The 14,041-nt window shown below is 57.4% G+C and carries 17 protein-coding genes; 10 read left to right on the top strand and 7 right to left on the bottom strand.

Annotated elements, in window-relative coordinates:
• The first annotated feature begins 4 nt into the window (after positions 1 to 4).
• From fliJ to sra, 10 genes are all read left to right on the top strand, one after another.
• Positions 5 to 451 carry a flagellar export protein FliJ gene (fliJ, locus tag ACRDCA_RS16905; RefSeq protein ID WP_438690576.1) on the top strand — a complete coding sequence of 149 codons (447 nt, stop codon included), beginning with the start codon at positions 5 to 7 and terminating at the stop codon, positions 449 to 451.
• On the top strand, positions 448 to 1,650 hold the full coding sequence (locus tag ACRDCA_RS16900) for a flagellar hook-length control protein FliK (RefSeq protein WP_438690575.1): 1,203 nt from the start codon (positions 448 to 450) through the stop codon (positions 1,648 to 1,650). Before fliJ ends, ACRDCA_RS16900 begins: the two co-directional genes overlap by 4 nt.
• 135 nt (positions 1,651 to 1,785) lie before the next feature.
• Positions 1,786 to 2,274, top strand: coding sequence for a flagellar basal body-associated protein FliL (fliL, locus tag ACRDCA_RS16895; protein ID WP_438690574.1), 489 nt, complete (start codon positions 1,786 to 1,788; stop codon positions 2,272 to 2,274).
• Positions 2,275 to 2,280: 6 nt separating this feature from the next.
• Entirely contained in the window at positions 2,281 to 3,285 is a 1,005-nt protein-coding gene (gene fliM, locus ACRDCA_RS16890; RefSeq protein ID WP_438690573.1) for a flagellar motor switch protein FliM, read from the top strand.
• Positions 3,278 to 3,691: a flagellar motor switch protein FliN gene (fliN, locus tag ACRDCA_RS16885; protein ID WP_438690572.1), complete on the top strand. Its 414-nt coding sequence runs from the start codon at positions 3,278 to 3,280 to the stop codon at positions 3,689 to 3,691. Before fliM ends, fliN begins: the two co-directional genes overlap by 8 nt.
• Positions 3,691 to 4,095, top strand: a complete 405-nt coding sequence (gene fliO / locus ACRDCA_RS16880; protein WP_438690571.1) for a flagellar biosynthetic protein FliO — start codon at positions 3,691 to 3,693, stop codon at positions 4,093 to 4,095. The genes fliN and fliO overlap by 1 nt, the downstream gene beginning before the upstream one ends.
• Positions 4,092 to 4,847 (top strand): flagellar type III secretion system pore protein FliP, encoded by a 756-nt coding sequence (gene fliP, locus ACRDCA_RS16875; RefSeq protein ID WP_438690570.1) that lies wholly within the window; start codon positions 4,092 to 4,094, stop codon positions 4,845 to 4,847. Before fliO ends, fliP begins: the two co-directional genes overlap by 4 nt.
• Before the next feature lie 174 nt (positions 4,848 to 5,021).
• Complete coding sequence (gene fliQ, locus ACRDCA_RS16870; protein WP_025121519.1) at positions 5,022 to 5,291, top strand: flagellar biosynthesis protein FliQ; 270 nt, start codon at positions 5,022 to 5,024, stop codon at positions 5,289 to 5,291.
• Positions 5,292 to 5,293: 2 nt separating this feature from the next.
• The gene (fliR, locus tag ACRDCA_RS16865) at positions 5,294 to 6,076 is read left to right on the top strand and encodes a flagellar biosynthetic protein FliR (protein WP_438690569.1); all 783 of its coding nucleotides are present in this window, start codon (positions 5,294 to 5,296) and stop codon (positions 6,074 to 6,076) included.
• Between the two features lie 302 nt (positions 6,077 to 6,378).
• Positions 6,379 to 6,501 (top strand): stationary-phase-induced ribosome-associated protein, encoded by a 123-nt coding sequence (gene sra, locus ACRDCA_RS16860; protein ID WP_438690568.1) that lies wholly within the window; start codon positions 6,379 to 6,381, stop codon positions 6,499 to 6,501.
• A gap of 290 nt (positions 6,502 to 6,791) precedes the next feature.
• On the opposite strand, the gene flgL is transcribed toward sra, so the two are convergent.
• The 7 genes from flgL to ACRDCA_RS16825 all read right to left on the bottom strand — a co-directional run bounded on the left by flgL (position 6,792) and on the right by ACRDCA_RS16825 (position 14,037).
• On the bottom strand, positions 6,792 to 7,754 hold the full coding sequence (gene flgL, locus ACRDCA_RS16855; RefSeq protein ID WP_438690567.1) for a flagellar hook-associated protein FlgL: 963 nt from the start codon (positions 7,752 to 7,754) through the stop codon (positions 6,792 to 6,794).
• 61 nt (positions 7,755 to 7,815) lie between these two features.
• Complete coding sequence (gene flgK / locus ACRDCA_RS16850; protein ID WP_438690566.1) at positions 7,816 to 9,468, bottom strand: flagellar hook-associated protein FlgK; 1,653 nt, start codon at positions 9,466 to 9,468, stop codon at positions 7,816 to 7,818.
• 182 nt (positions 9,469 to 9,650) lie between these two features.
• Positions 9,651 to 10,592 carry a flagellar assembly peptidoglycan hydrolase FlgJ gene (flgJ, locus tag ACRDCA_RS16845; protein WP_438690565.1) on the bottom strand — a complete coding sequence of 314 codons (942 nt, stop codon included), beginning with the start codon at positions 10,590 to 10,592 and terminating at the stop codon, positions 9,651 to 9,653.
• Positions 10,592 to 11,692 carry a flagellar basal body P-ring protein FlgI gene (locus tag ACRDCA_RS16840; RefSeq protein WP_438690564.1) on the bottom strand — a complete coding sequence of 367 codons (1,101 nt, stop codon included), beginning with the start codon at positions 11,690 to 11,692 and terminating at the stop codon, positions 10,592 to 10,594. Before ACRDCA_RS16840 ends, flgJ begins: the two co-directional genes overlap by 1 nt.
• 10 nt (positions 11,693 to 11,702) lie before the next feature.
• Positions 11,703 to 12,362 (bottom strand): flagellar basal body L-ring protein FlgH, encoded by a 660-nt coding sequence (gene flgH, locus ACRDCA_RS16835; RefSeq protein ID WP_051588670.1) that lies wholly within the window; start codon positions 12,360 to 12,362, stop codon positions 11,703 to 11,705.
• Between the two features lie 119 nt (positions 12,363 to 12,481).
• Positions 12,482 to 13,264 carry a flagellar basal-body rod protein FlgG gene (flgG, locus tag ACRDCA_RS16830; protein ID WP_025121512.1) on the bottom strand — a complete coding sequence of 261 codons (783 nt, stop codon included), beginning with the start codon at positions 13,262 to 13,264 and terminating at the stop codon, positions 12,482 to 12,484.
• A gap of 17 nt (positions 13,265 to 13,281) precedes the next feature.
• Entirely contained in the window at positions 13,282 to 14,037 is a 756-nt protein-coding gene (locus ACRDCA_RS16825) for a flagellar basal body rod protein FlgF (protein ID WP_438690563.1), read from the bottom strand.
• Positions 14,038 to 14,041 lie beyond the last annotated feature (4 nt).

The following is a 14,041-nucleotide window of genomic DNA, read 5'->3' as shown; positions in this document are numbered from 1 at the left end:
CACCATGAAACCACAGTCACCGCTGATTATCCTGCGCGATCTGGCACAGGATGCCGTAGAACAGGCCGCACAACACCTCGGCCAGGCACGTCAGGCGCAACAGGCGGCAGAGCAGCAGCTTGCCATGCTGCTCAACTACCAGGATGAGTATCGGCAAAAGCTGAACAGCACCCTGTGTAGCGGGATGGGCTCCGCCAGTTGGCAAAACTACCAACAGTTTATCGGCACGCTCGAGCAGGCCATCAGCCAGCACCGCCAGCAATTGGTGCAGTGGAGCGAAAAAGTGGAACGGGCGGTCAAGCAGTGGCAAGACAAGCAGCAGCGGCTGAACGCGTTCGAAACGCTCAACACCCGCGCCCTCAGCGCCGAACTGATGCTGGAAAACAAGCGTGACCAAAAGCTGATGGATGAGTTCGCGCAACGCAGTTCACAAAGGAATCTGAATCCATGAATCTCAACGTTCTTTCTGGCCTGCCGCCGACCGCTGACGGTACGGAGACTGGCCTTGCCGCCTTGCCACTGGATGACGCCGGGCTGGCTGCCAGCTTTGCTCAACTGCTAGGCGAGCGCTTCATGCCCGACGGACAGCCGACTGGCAAGCCAAACGCGGCACAGTTACTGGCTGCGGATCCCAAAATCACGACCCTTGACCGTCAACGGCTTAATCAATTGCTGGCCTCATTTAGCGATCGTGAGCAGTTGCTGACCGCTCCGCAGGATCTGGACGTGGCAGAGGATAACCAGATCGATGACGAGCAATCCTTGCAGCCAGCCGACACTTTAGATGCGGCTACCTTGCAGGCCCTGTTTGCCATGCTGCCAGCCACCGTGATGCCGCCACAAGGGAATGGGAATGCCAGCACCGCTGAGTCAACCGGAGACGAAGCGCCGCTAGCCGCCACTTCATCACTGTTAGCCACCCTGAGCGACAAATCAGCGTTGCCAACCCCCAGCCTGACGGTTACCAAAGCATCGGCGAACATAGAAGACAAATCCACATCGACCGCTAAAGCGGACACGGCTGCGGTGTTGTCTTCTCAGACCGATGGCAGCCAGGACGACATCGCGACGCCACTGAAGCTGGCGGCGGAATCAGCACCATCGTCCTCGGTGCCACAACACACCGCCCCTGCCCCCGTTTCCAGCCCGGTTATCGCCAGCAACCCAATCAGCGCGACGGTGAGCGCACCGGCAACGCCGCAGTTGAACGCTCAGCTCGGCAGCCCGGAGTGGCAGCAGGCATTGAGTCAGCAGGTACTGATGTTCCAGCGCAACGGCCAACAGAGCGCCGAATTACGCCTGCACCCGCAGGAGTTAGGGGCTTTGCAAATCACGCTGAAGCTCGATGATAACCAGGCCCAGTTGCATATCGCTTCGGCACACAGCCAGGTCCGTGCTGCGGTCGAGGCGGCGCTGCCCCATCTGCGTCATGCACTGGCGGAAAGCGGTATCAACCTTGGCCAAAGCAGCGTTGGCGGCGAGTCGCTGCCCCAGCCGCAACAGTCACAGCAGCAGGCCTCTCACCAAGGTAGCCAACCTTCTTACCGCGAACAGCATGGCAGCGCCGAAACTGGCATTGAGGCCGTAACTGCGCCGGCAGCATTACAGGCGATGGCCCGCTCGGTTGATGGCGTTGATATTTTCGCCTGACGGCGTGCAAACGCCCAAGCTGGCACGCTTTTCCCCGCCTATTCTGGCTATTGCAGGCCGGAATACGCGGGATAATGGATTTACATGTAATGCGTGCAGCTTGTCAGCGCGCAGAGAACAGGATTTGGTTTAGCAATGTCTCAGAATTCCCTGCCAACAGCAGCAAAAAAGAAACGCCCGATACTGGTGATCCTGCTGGTACTGATCGCCCTGGGTGCCAGCGGTGCCGCAGGCTATAGCTGGTGGTTGATGCAACAACCTAAAGATGGTCAAGCCGCCGAGGCCAAACAACTGCCCCCTCCGGCACCGGTGTTTATGCCGTTGGATACCTTTACCGTCAATCTGGTGACGCCGGATAATAACCTCGATCGCGTACTGTATATCGGCCTGACGTTGCGCCTGCCCGATGAAGAGACGCGCCGCCGGCTGAACGATTTTCTGCCTGAGGTGCGTAGCCGTCTGCTAATGCTGCTTTCACGCCAGGAAGCCAGTCAACTGGCCAATGAGCAAGGCAAACAGCAACTGGTGACACAGATTAAAGATGTGCTCAGCCCACCGCTGGTGGCAGGACAACCGAAGCAAGTGGTCAGCGATGTGCTGTTCACCGCCTTCATACTGCGGTAATTAACCATGGGCGACAGTATTCTTTCACAGGCCGAGATCGACGCTTTGCTCAATGGCGACAGCGCGGCGGATGAACCCGCCGTCGTTGTCGGTCAGGAAAGCGAGGTCAAACCTTACGATCCCACGACCCAGCGTCGCGTGGTGCGTGAGCGCCTGCACGCGCTGGAAATCATTAACGAGCGTTTCGCCCGTCAGTTCCGCATGGGGCTGTTTAACCTGCTGCGCCGCAGCCCGGATATCACCGTAGGATCGATCAAGATCCAGCCTTACCATGAATTTGCCCGCAACCTGCCGGTGCCGACCAACCTGAACCTGGTGCATCTGAACCCGCTGCGCGGCACGGCATTGTTCGTGTTTGCCCCCAGCCTGGTGTTTATCGCCGTGGATAACCTGTTCGGCGGCGATGGCCGTTTCCCTACCAAGGTCGAAGGGCGGGAATTTACGCCGACCGAGCAACGGGTGATCAAACGCATGCTGCGGTTGGCGCTGGACGCCTACGGCGATGCCTGGAGTGCCATATACAAGATCAATGTGGAATACGTGCGCGCCGAAATGCAGGTCAAGTTCACCAATATCACCACCTCTCCCAACGATATCGTGGTGACCACGCCGTTCCAGGTGGAGATTGGTGCGCTGAGCGGCGAGTTCAATATCTGTATTCCGTTCGCCATGATCGAGCCACTACGTGAGCTGTTGACCAATCCGCCGCTGGAGAATGCCCGTCAGGAAGACAGCCAGTGGCGGGAAACGCTGGTGAAGCAGGTACAGCATTCCGAACTGGAATTGATCGCCAACTTTGTCGATATCCCGATGCGCCTGTCGAAAGTGCTGAAGCTACAGCCAGGCGACGTGTTACCGATTGATAAACCGGATCGCCTGATCGCCCACGTGGACGGCGTCCCGGTATTGACCAGCCAATACGGCACCTTGAACGGGCAGTACGCCCTGCGTGTTGAACATTTGATTAACCCTATTTTGAATGCCCTGAGTGAGGAACAGCCCAATGAGTGATCCTAAACAACCGTCTGGCGAAGAAGCGGGCTCCGTAGACGATCTGTGGGCTGATGCGTTTAACGAGCAACAGGCGAGCGAGAAATCCGCCTCTACCGAAGGCGTCTTCAAGACGCTGGAAGCTCAGGATGCGTTGGGTAGCCTGCAAGATATCGATCTGATCCTGGATATCCCGGTCAAGCTGACCGTGGAGTTGGGGCGCACCAAGATGACCATCAAAGAACTGCTGCGCCTGTCGCAGGGTTCGGTGGTGGCGTTGGACGGTCTGGCCGGTGAACCACTGGATATCCTGATCAATGGCTATCTGATTGCCCAAGGCGAAGTGGTAGTGGTCGGCGACAAATTTGGCGTACGTATCACCGATATCATCACCCCTTCCGAGCGCATGCGCCGCCTGAGCCGCTGATGAACCCCAACGCCAGCGTGCAGACACAAAGCATTCAGCAGCCCGCCGGTTCGCCGCTGCCCACCGGCTCGGTATTGATGCAGGTCAGCAGCGCGCTCGGCGCTATTTTGCTGCTGATCCTGCTCGCTGGCTGGCTGTTTCGTCGGCTGGGGCTGGCCCCGCAGGCCCGTGGCAATCAAAAATTGCTCAACCTGCGGGCCAGTTGCCAGGTTGGTCAACGCGAACGCGTGGTGGTCGTTGAAGTAGATAACACCTGGCTGGTGCTGGGCGTCACGGCTCAGCAGATCACCCCACTGCACACCCTGTCTGCGCCACCCGCGCAGGCGGCAACCGATACAAAATCACCGGCAGATTTCCGCCAGTTAATGCAAAACGTGTTAAAACGCCCGGATAAATCGGCATGAATTCATTTCCCCCTCGCCGGGCTATTGGCCCGCTGCTAGCCGCTGGCCTGCTACTACTCAGCCCAGCCGCTTTGGCTCAGTTGCCGGGGCTGATTAGCCAACCGACGGCCAACGGCGGCCAAAGCTGGACGCTGCCGGTACAAACGCTGGTCCTGATCACCTCACTCAGTTTCCTGCCCGCGATGCTGCTGATGATGACCAGTTTCACCCGCATCATCATCGTACTGGGGCTGCTGCGTAACGCCCTTGGCACCCCGTCGGCACCGCCCAATCAGGTGATGCTCGGGTTGGCGCTGTTTCTGACCTTCTTCATCATGTCACCGGTGTTCGACAAGGTGTATCAGGATGCCTACCTGCCGTTCAGCCAGGATAAGATCAGCATGGAGGTGGCGATCGACAAAGGTTCGCAACCGCTGCGCGAATTTATGCTGCGCCAAACGCGGGAAAGCGATCTCGCCCTGTACGCCAGGCTGGCTAACTTGCCCGCGTTGGAAGGCCCAGAGGCCGTGCCGATGCGTATTCTGTTGCCGGCCTATGTGACCAGTGAGCTGAAAACCGCCTTCCAGATTGGTTTTACCGTGTTTATTCCATTTCTGATCATCGATCTGGTAGTCGCCAGCGTGCTGATGGCGCTGGGGATGATGATGGTGCCACCTGCCACCATCTCGCTGCCGTTCAAACTGATGCTGTTTGTGTTGGTGGACGGCTGGCAACTGCTGCTGGGGTCGTTGGCACAGAGTTTTTATAGCTAGATCTTGAGTGGCCCCCTCACCCTAACCCCAAGGAGAGGAGACCTATCGAGTTTGCTGATGCTGTAGCGTTGTTGCCGAAGGCGCAGAGACTTATCAATAGCACCATTTAGCTCCCTCTCCCTTGGGAGAGGGTTGGGGTGAGGGGCTAAAAACTCCCCATATTGGAGAATAAAGATGACACCAGAATCGGTAATGGCGCTAGGTACGGAAGCGATGAAAGTGGCGCTGGCACTGGCCGCCCCACTGCTGCTGGCCGCGCTATTCAGCGGGCTGATCGTCAGCCTGTTGCAGGCCGCCACCCAGATCAACGAAATGACGCTGTCGTTTATTCCCAAAATTCTCTCCGTAGTCGCCACCCTGATTATCGCCGGGCCGTGGATGCTGAATCTGCTGCTGGACTATATGCGTATGCTGTTCAGCAACCTGCCAAACCTGATTGGCTAACCGTGCTGACCTTTGACAGTGCCCAGCTTACCGTCTGGCTCAGCCAGTTCTTCTGGCCACTCCTGCGCATACTGGCGCTGATTAGCACCGCCCCGCTGTTCAGCGAAAAACAGATCTCCAAGCGGGTGAAAATTGGCCTGGGCGGTCTGATCGTGTTGTTGATCGCCCCCACGCTGCCCACCAGCAATATCCCGCTGTTTTCCGCCACCGGCCTATGGCTGGCCGTGCAGCAGATCCTGATCGGCGTGGCGATCGGGTTGACCATGCAGTTCGCCTTTGCGGCGGTGCGCCTGGCGGGGGAAGTGATCGGCATGCAGATGGGGCTGTCCTTTGCCACCTTCTTCGATCCTTCCGGCGGCCCTAATACGCCGCTGCTGGCACGCCTGCTGAACCTGCTGGCGATGCTATTGTTCCTCAGCTTTGATGGTCACCTGTGGCTGATTTCACTGTTGGCAGACAGTTTCCATACATTGCCGATCCAGGCGCAACCGCTGAACGGCAACGGTTTCCTGGCGCTGACCCAGGCGGGCACGCTGATCTTCATTAACGGGATGATGCTGGCACTGCCGCTGATCTGCCTGCTGTTGACGCTGAACCTGGCGCTAGGCCTGCTTAACCGCGTCACGCCGCAGCTGTCGGTATTTGTTATCGGTTTTCCGGTAACCTTGACCATTGGAATGCTGACCCTCGGCATGATGATGCCGATGCTTGCCCCGTTCTGTGAACATCTGTTCGGTGAGTTTTTCGATCGGCTGGCGGTAGTGATCGGCGGCATGTCCCCGTAACGCCGGGGTGACCCGCAAGACAAACTAGCAGGGAACGATATTTTCCGAGATAAAAAGTTGAAAAAGGCAAATTAACCAGATTTAGCGGCGATTATCTGCCCGGGCTTGAATAATAAAATACCCACCTTAGAATGGCCTCATTAAATAAATCTCTCAGCGTCGCAATACGCTAAAAAAGCCATTGGTTTGGCTGGTGATTTATTGAAAACAACCAACAATCCGAAAAATAAAATACCGTGCCTGCGGGCAGCGGCATTTTATTTATCTCGCTTTTTCTACCTAAACTAGGCCAGGAGCATGGAATGAAGATGAAAAACAGGAAAGCACGCAGAGCCTTAGGCATGGCACATTGGGTCACCAATCGCATCCAGATCACGCCATCCGAGTGCGGTAAAATCTGGACCGTCGCCAAAAAGAAAAAATAACGCGCATTTAAGCGCGTAGTATTAAAAATAAAGGTCACTTATCCAGTCGGAATATCTTGACGTTTCCCGGCGTTAAATCAGGCTGTGTAAAAACGGCGCGGCGCTTTATATCCACTTTATAGAGCGCCGTGCCCTACTCAATGAATATAAGCCATCAAGAATTAATACCCTATGGATTTCAAGCTACAGCTAGGCGACAAGCTTGCTCATCCCCAGGAGCTTACGTTTTTGTAAGTGACTGGGGTGGGCAAGTGCAGGTAACAACGCTGTAGTTTGAAAGACGACGGGTATTAGCGGTTCATTTGGAACAGTGACATACCCTGCATATCGCTGAAGGTTTTATACGATGCCTGCAAGGCCGCCTGCTGCATGTAGTAGGACGAAATCGCCTCAACCACATCCGCATCCACCAGCGCGGTCAGTTGGTTTTGGTTCGCCGTATTATTTTCCACGCCGATGCTGTCCAATACATCCAACTCTTGCAACTGGGTCCCCAGTACCGCACTGGTGCTCAGCACGTTGTTGTAGCTGTTATCCAGCCCACGGCTTGCCTTGTCGAGATCGGCGGTAACCTGGGCGCGGGTAGCCTCATCGGCCCCCTGCAACGGGGTCTTCAACGCCTTCAACGCCAAGTCGATGCTTTTGAACACGTTGGTTTCCGAAGGGCTGCCATCTGGTTCCGGTTTCACGTTGCTGGTCAATGACATAAACACCGAGCTACCGGTGTGGCCCACGGTCATGGTGCGGTTGGCATCCACTTTTTGTTCAATGGCCGAATTGCTGCCCTGGTAAACCACCGTGCCGTTCTGATCGACAAACGGCGCTTTATCATTGGCAAAGCCAGCGAAAATAAACCGGCCGTTACCGTCGGTGCTGTTGGCCTGGCTAAGCAACTGATCTTTCAGCCCTTGCAGCTGAGTGGCCAAGGAGTCGCGGTCATTGTCGCTGATGGTGCCGTCACCGGCATTGACGATCAGCGTTTTCATGTCCTTGATACCGTCGGCAGCGCTACGCAGCACGGTTTCTTCCATCGAGATGTTTTGACGAGCGAAGGTGCGCGCCAACGCGTACTGGCTGTTTTCCGACATCGACTGCGAGATCATCACCGCCTGTGACGCCGCTAACGGATCGTCCGAAGGGTAAAGCACGCGCTTGCCGCTGGAAAGCTGCTGCCCGGACTGCATCCACAGAGACTGATTATTGGTGACCCCCGACAGATTCTGTTGGTAGATCATGCTGGTGCTCATGCGCATGGATTGGGTTCCTCAATAAGAGCTTCCACAGCCGGTATACCGGCTGCGATTAACGGTGATATCAACGGATATTCAGTATGGCGTCAAACAACGAGCTGGCGGTCTGGATCACCTGCGCATTGGCCATGTAATACTGCTGGAAACGCAACAGTTCGCCGTACTCTTCATCCAGGTTGACCCCGGAGATGGACTGCTGTTGGGTTTGCAACTGGGTCACAATATTGTTTTGTGAGGTGCTGTTGACCTTGGCGGTGGCGGTTTGGTTACCCACGCTGCTGACCAATCCGGCATAGGCTCCGCTCAAGGTTGCCTTGCCTTCCACCACTTTGGCAGTTTGCAGATCGAGCAGTTTCTTGACGTTGTCGTTATCGCCCTTACCACCATCCTCCGCCCCTGCGGCAGCAAACTTGGCCGAATCGCTGATGGCAACTTTCAGAGTGCCGGCCACATCGCTGACCGGTTTCACGGTAAAGCTGTCATTCTTATTCGCGCTGCCCGTTACTCCGACCTGTAGACCATCAAAGCTCAGCGTCGGTTTGCCATCCGCATCGGTGCCTGCGGTGGCGGGCACTTTGGCGTTGTCGGCCAGGCGCGTGACCTGCCAGTTGGCACCGTCAAACTCTACCCGATAATCACTGGCCTTGATCTTGCCGGTGTCGGTAAAGTCGACCGACAGCGAGGCGTTACCGGTGTTGTTGGTATTATTGACTGCGCGACCACCGGAAAAGCTGAAGAAATCCCCGCCCGCATCGCCGTTAATATCAAAACCTTCGCGATGCTGCTGGTTAAAGCTGTCGGCCAGCGCCAGGGCAAGTTGCCCTAACTGGTTACGTGCGCCATCCAATGATTCACTGCGGAATTTCAACACGCCACTGACGCTACCGCTGCCAATCTGGCTTTCCGGGATTTCGTTGGTGCCATTGCCGCGATCGTAACCAAGCGTCAGGCGGGACGGATCTTTGCTGGAAGGGATCGCCGCGACCTGATAGGAGGAATTGCCTTGTACCAGCGTCAAACCGTTGGCGAAGGTCACGGTATAAGCATCACCATCCTGCTGGGTGACCTGAACCCCCACCACCTTGTTAAGCTCCGTCACCAACTGATCGCGCTGATCCAGCAAGGCATTCGGCTCGCCGCCGCCGCTGCTGGCGCGCACCTGGGTGATTTCGTTATTCAAGCGGGCAATTTGCTGGCTGTAGGTATTGATCTGCGTGGCGCTGTCGCTCAGCTGCTGGTTGACGCCTGCATCCATATCGCGCAGATACTTATCCGCATTGTTGAACTGATTCACCAGGCCGTTGGCCTTGCCAAGCACGGTCTGACGGGCGGCATCATCCCCGGCATTGCTGACGACGTTTTGCAGGTTTTTGAAGAAATCTTCCATGCCCGACGCCAGGGTGTTGGTTTTCGACGCCAGCAGGTTGTCGATCTGGGAGACTTTCTCAAAGTAGCTGCTTTGGGCCGCAGCCTCGCTTTGCGCCCCGCGCAGCTGGGTCATGATGAACTGGTTATACTCGCGATTGACCGTAGTCACGGTGGCTCCGTTGCCGATAAAGCCGTTCATGGTACCCAGGCCGCCGTTTTGCGCCAGGATCGCGGTCTGGCGGTTATAGCCCGCCACGTTATAGTTGGAAATGTTGTTACTGACGGTGCTAAGCGCGACCTGCGCCGCATTCAGGCCACTCATCGCGGTATTGATTAAGCTGTTGGACATAGAGGTTCCTTATGCTGCGGTGCCATCGGCCCACAGAGGTCAAATAGTGTGCCGGGCGTTGCCATCCGGCCTGTTTGGGTTATCGGCCACGGCGGAAAAAGCTTGAGGGTGGGCATGAATGTTTTCCCCTCACCCCAACCCTCTGCCTGTACAGTGGGAGAGAGCTAGGGTGAGGGGTAACCTCAAAACAGATCCTGCAAATCGTGGGTATAGGCCTTGCTCACCTGCTCCCCGGCGTTTTTCATCTGCTGGATCATGCTGACCAGCTTTTTGGCATACAGCGGATCGGTCGCATAACCGGCCTTTTGCAGGGCGTGTGCTGCCTGCTCAGGGCTGGCGGCATTGGCAACGTTGGCATAGCGCGGGTTGTTGGTCAGCAGTTTGACGTAATCCCCAATCGCTTCCATATAGGAGCCATACACCCGGAAGCGAGCCTTGATCTTCTTCGCCACGCCTTCCTCAAATTCAGTGGTGGTGATTTCCGTTACCGGGCCATCCCAACTGCTACCCGCCTTGATGCCAAACAGGTTGTAACTGCGTGAGCCATCCGCTGCCGGGATCTCGCGTTGCCCCCAGCCGGACTCCAGCGCGGCCTGCGCCATAATCAGTTGGTGTGGAATACCGCTTCGCTGGCTGGCAACCCGTGCCGGAACAGACAACTGCGCGACAAAGTTGCCGTTGCTCAGCGGCAAAGAAGCTACTGGCGGCATTTTTGGCACCGCCCGGCGTACCATCTGTTCCAATGCCTGACGCGGTAAGGTTTGCAACACCTCGTTGTCCAGCGCCATGGGCACCGTCCCTGCGGTTTCGCTTGGGCGGCTGTTCCCGGCGGAGAGCTGTTTGACCATCATGTCCGCCAACCCCAGGCCTTTCTGCGACATCTGTTGGGCGATCTGCTGATCGTACATTGAGGTATACAGCCGCGTCTGGTCGCTGCTCAACACGCCATCCTGCGGCAACGCCGCACGCATGCTTTTCAGCATCATCTGCACGAACACTCCCTCCACCTGCTGGGCCACCTGCTTGATATTGCCCTGAGGATCGGCGGCGACGTCGCGCTTCAAACCGTTCAACGACTGGGTGTCATAGGCCGCCCCAGACATGGCCATCAGATCGCTGCTCATCAGATAATTTCCAACTTGGCGCGCAGGCAGCCTGCACTCTGCATGGCTTGCAGGATCGACATCAGGTCAATCGGCGTCGCCCCCAGTGCATTCAGCGCACGCACCACGTTATTGAGGTTGGCACTGGCATTCACTTTTTGCAGCGAACCGCCCTGCTGTTGCACGGAAATCTGGGTGTTCGGTGTCACCACGGTCTGGCCACCGCCGAATGGCGTATCCGGCTGGCTGACGGTGTTTTGCCGATCGACCACTACCGACAGGTTGCCTTGCGCCACCGCGCAGGAATCCAGCACCACATCGCGGTTCATCACCACCGAGCCGGTACGGGAGTTGATGATCACTTTGGCATCCATCGCCCCAACGTTAATGCTGATATTCTGAATATCCGCCAGGAAGCGCACCTGCGAGCTATTGCCACGCGGCACCAGCACCTGAACGGTACGGGAATCGAGCGGTGAGGCGGTACCGCCGCCTCGCTGGCGGTTGATGGCGTCGCTGATCTGCTGCGCCAACGTGAAATCATCGTCGTTCAGTTGCAGGTTGATCACGCCGTCCTGGCCGAAGGTAGTCGGCAACTCGCGTTCAATGGAAGCCCCGTTGCTGATGCGTCCACCGGCCAGCTGGTTGACCTGCACGCTACTGCCACCGGAGGAAGCACCGGCCCCGCCAACCAGCACGTTACCCTGCGCCAGTGCATACACCTGATTATCGACGCCCTTAAGCGGCGTCATCAGTAATGTCCCACCACGCAGGCTCTTGGCGTTACCCATCGAGGACACCACCACGTCAATATTCTGCCCCGCCCGTGAGAACGGTGGCAACTTGGCCGTCACCATCACCGCCGCCACGTTTTTCAACTGCATGTTGGTGCCCGGCGGTACGGTGATCCCCAGTTGCGACAGCATGTTGCTCAAGCTCTGAGTGGTAAAAGGGGTTTGCATGGTCTGGTCGCCGGAACCGTCCAGCCCCACCACCAGGCCGTAGCCAATCAAGGCGTTGTCACGCACGCCCTGTACCGTCACCAGGTCGCGGATGCGTTCCGCCGACGCCGGGAAACAAACCAGCATCATGGACAGTGTGAGAAATAACTTTTTCAGCATCGGTCAATCCTTAGAACGGTGAAACATTTAAGAAGAAGCGCTGTAGCCACCCCATGGTCTGCGCCTCATTGATATAGCCGTTACCGACGTATTCAATGCGTGCATCCGCCACCTGGGTGGACGTGACCGAGTTATTGCCACTGATGGTGCGGGGGTTAACCACACCGGAGAAACGAATGAATTCGGTACCCTGATTGATGGCGATCTGCTTTTCGCCCACCACGTGCAGGTTGCCGTTGGCCAGCACCTGATTGACCGTGACGGTGATGGTGCCGTTAAAGGTGTTGTTGGCGTTGGCCCCGCCTTTGCCACCAAAGGTGCTATCACCGGAGATATCCATGTCGGCTCGCGCATTACCAAGTAAACCATCGAGGTAACGTGGTGACGTGGCTACGCCGAACTTGCTGGCCCCGTTGCGGCTGGCGTTGGCAGATGAACTCTTACTGGCACTGACGTTTTCTTGCAGCACGATGGTCAACGTGTCGCCGATATTGCGCGGGCGACGATCCTCAAACAGCGGCTGATAGCCGTAGTTCATCGGCTGCACCGTCTGGAAAATTGAACCGTTCGGCACCGGGGCGCCTGCCGGTGCTGGCTGAGCCGTGGTAGCCCCGTCAACCAAAGGGGTATGCGGAATATAGGCACAGCCGCTGACTGTCAGCATCAGCATCCCGGCCAGGACGCGCTTGCCTTGCTGCGGCACGCTGGCCGCTAAAAAGGTGGTTACCACGGGTATCGCCTTTGTTGCTCTGGATAAGGATTACGGGCGCAGCAGGCTGCGCCCGTCGATTACAGTTGTGTCAGCTTTTGCAGCATCTGATCGGACGTTGATACCGCTTTGCTGTTGATCTCATAGGCACGCTGGGTCTGGATCATGTTGACCAGCTCTTCCGCCACGTTGACGTTAGAGGTTTCAACATAACCCTGATACAACAGCCCCGCCCCGTTGAGGCCTGGGGTACTTTCGTTCGGTGCACCGGAGCTTTCGGTTTCCTGATACAGGTTTTCACCCATACTCTCCAGGCCGCTGTCGTTGATAAAGGTGGTCAACGTCAACTGCCCGACCTGCTGCGCCGCCGTCTGGCCCTGTTGGGTCACGCTGACGATGCCATCACGGCCCACGGTAATGCTCAAGGCGTTGGCCGGAATGGTGATCGCCGGTTGCACCTGATAGCCGCTGGCGGTCACCAGTTGGCCGTTCTGGTCGATCTGGAACGAACCGTCGCGGGTATAGGCCTGGGTGCCATCTGGCAACACCACCTGGAAATAGCCCTGCCCCTTGATCGCCACGTCTTTGCTGTTGTTGGTCTGCGACAGGTTGCCCTGGCTGTGGATACGTTCGGTCGCGACCGGACGCACGCCGGTACCAATCTGCAAACCGGAAGGCAGCGTGGTCTGCTCGGAAGACTGAGCGCCAGGCTGGCGCATGGTCTGATACAACAGATCTTCAAATACCGCACGCTGGCGTTTAAAACCGTTGGTGCTGACGTTCGCCAGGTTGTTGGCGATCACGTCCATATTGGTCTGCTGCGCATCCAGACCGGTTTTGGCAATCCATAAGGATGGGATCATGATTTATTCCTCTGCACTCAGCTCATTGACAGCAATGAGTTGGCGCGCTGTGCGTTTTCATCCACGCTGTGGATGACCTTCATTTGCATTTCAAACCGACGGGCGTTGGCGATCATATCGACCATGGTTTCCAGCGGTTTGACGTTGCTGCCCTCCAGCACTCCCGGCATGATCCGCACATCGGGATCGTTCGGCAGTTGGTTGCCACGCTGCTGCTGAGCCGCCGCCGTCAGATGGAACAGGCCGTCATCGCCGCGTACCACTTCCCGCGCATCGGCCTTCACCAGCTTCAGACGGCCAATCTGGGAAATGGTATTGGGCGGATCGCCCGCGCTCAGCGCCGAGATGGTGCCGTCCGCCGCCAGCGTCAATTCTGCCTGCGGAGGCGCTTCGATCGGCCCGCCATCGCCCATCAGCGGCACGCCCTGCACCGTCAACTGCCCGGTGGAGGAGATCTGGATGCTGCCGTTACGGCTGTAGGCTTCGGTACCGTCCGGCAGCCGTAGCGCCAGAAAACCATCCTGTTGCAACGCCACGTCCAGCGGCCGCCCGGTGTAGTTCAGCGGCCCCTGGCTCATGTCGGCCCCTGGCGTAGAAGCAGCGACCAGCGTACGTGTCTGCATGCTTGGCCCGTCAACCGGCACCGCACGCAGCGCCGACAATTGTGCACGGAACCCCGGCGTTGAGGCGTTGGCCAGGTTATTGGCCGTCACCGACTGCTGCTCCAGCGTTTGCCGGGCACCACCCATCGCGGTATAAATCGCGTGATCCATAAAG

The organism is Serratia sp. (in: enterobacteria), from assembly GCF_051654945.1.
Lineage (GTDB): Bacteria > Pseudomonadota > Gammaproteobacteria > Enterobacterales > Enterobacteriaceae > Chania.
The sequence above is the reverse complement of the archived record's forward strand: the minus strand, read 5'-3'. Positions and strand labels throughout refer to the sequence as shown.

Bases quoted from the DNA above. Each gene is read 5' to 3' on its own strand.
- fliJ (WP_438690576.1), top strand. From the start codon at position 5: ATGAAACCACAGTCACCGCTGATTATCCTGCGCGATCTGGCACAGGAT.
- ACRDCA_RS16900 (WP_438690575.1), top strand. From the start codon at position 448: ATGAATCTCAACGTTCTTTCTGGCCTGCCGCCGACCGCTGACGGTACG.
- fliL (WP_438690574.1), top strand. From the start codon at position 1,786: ATGTCTCAGAATTCCCTGCCAACAGCAGCAAAAAAGAAACGCCCGATA.
- fliM (WP_438690573.1), top strand. From the start codon at position 2,281: ATGGGCGACAGTATTCTTTCACAGGCCGAGATCGACGCTTTGCTCAAT.
- fliN (WP_438690572.1), top strand. From the start codon at position 3,278: ATGAGTGATCCTAAACAACCGTCTGGCGAAGAAGCGGGCTCCGTAGAC.
- fliO (WP_438690571.1), top strand. From the start codon at position 3,691: ATGAACCCCAACGCCAGCGTGCAGACACAAAGCATTCAGCAGCCCGCC.
- fliP (WP_438690570.1), top strand. From the start codon at position 4,092: ATGAATTCATTTCCCCCTCGCCGGGCTATTGGCCCGCTGCTAGCCGCT.
- fliQ (WP_025121519.1), top strand. From the start codon at position 5,022: ATGACACCAGAATCGGTAATGGCGCTAGGTACGGAAGCGATGAAAGTG.
- sra (WP_438690568.1), top strand. From the start codon at position 6,379: ATGAAGATGAAAAACAGGAAAGCACGCAGAGCCTTAGGCATGGCACAT.
- flgL (WP_438690567.1), bottom strand. From the start codon at position 7,754: ATGCGCATGAGCACCAGCATGATCTACCAACAGAATCTGTCGGGGGTC.
- flgK (WP_438690566.1), bottom strand. From the start codon at position 9,468: ATGTCCAACAGCTTAATCAATACCGCGATGAGTGGCCTGAATGCGGCG.
- flgJ (WP_438690565.1), bottom strand. From the start codon at position 10,592: ATGAGCAGCGATCTGATGGCCATGTCTGGGGCGGCCTATGACACCCAG.
- ACRDCA_RS16840 (WP_438690564.1), bottom strand. From the start codon at position 11,692: ATGCTGAAAAAGTTATTTCTCACACTGTCCATGATGCTGGTTTGTTTC.
- flgH (WP_051588670.1), bottom strand. From the start codon at position 12,362: ATGCTGATGCTGACAGTCAGCGGCTGTGCCTATATTCCGCATACCCCT.
- flgG (WP_025121512.1), bottom strand. From the start codon at position 13,264: ATGATCCCATCCTTATGGATTGCCAAAACCGGTCTGGATGCGCAGCAG.
- ACRDCA_RS16825 (WP_438690563.1), bottom strand. From the start codon at position 14,037: ATGGATCACGCGATTTATACCGCGATGGGTGGTGCCCGGCAAACGCTG.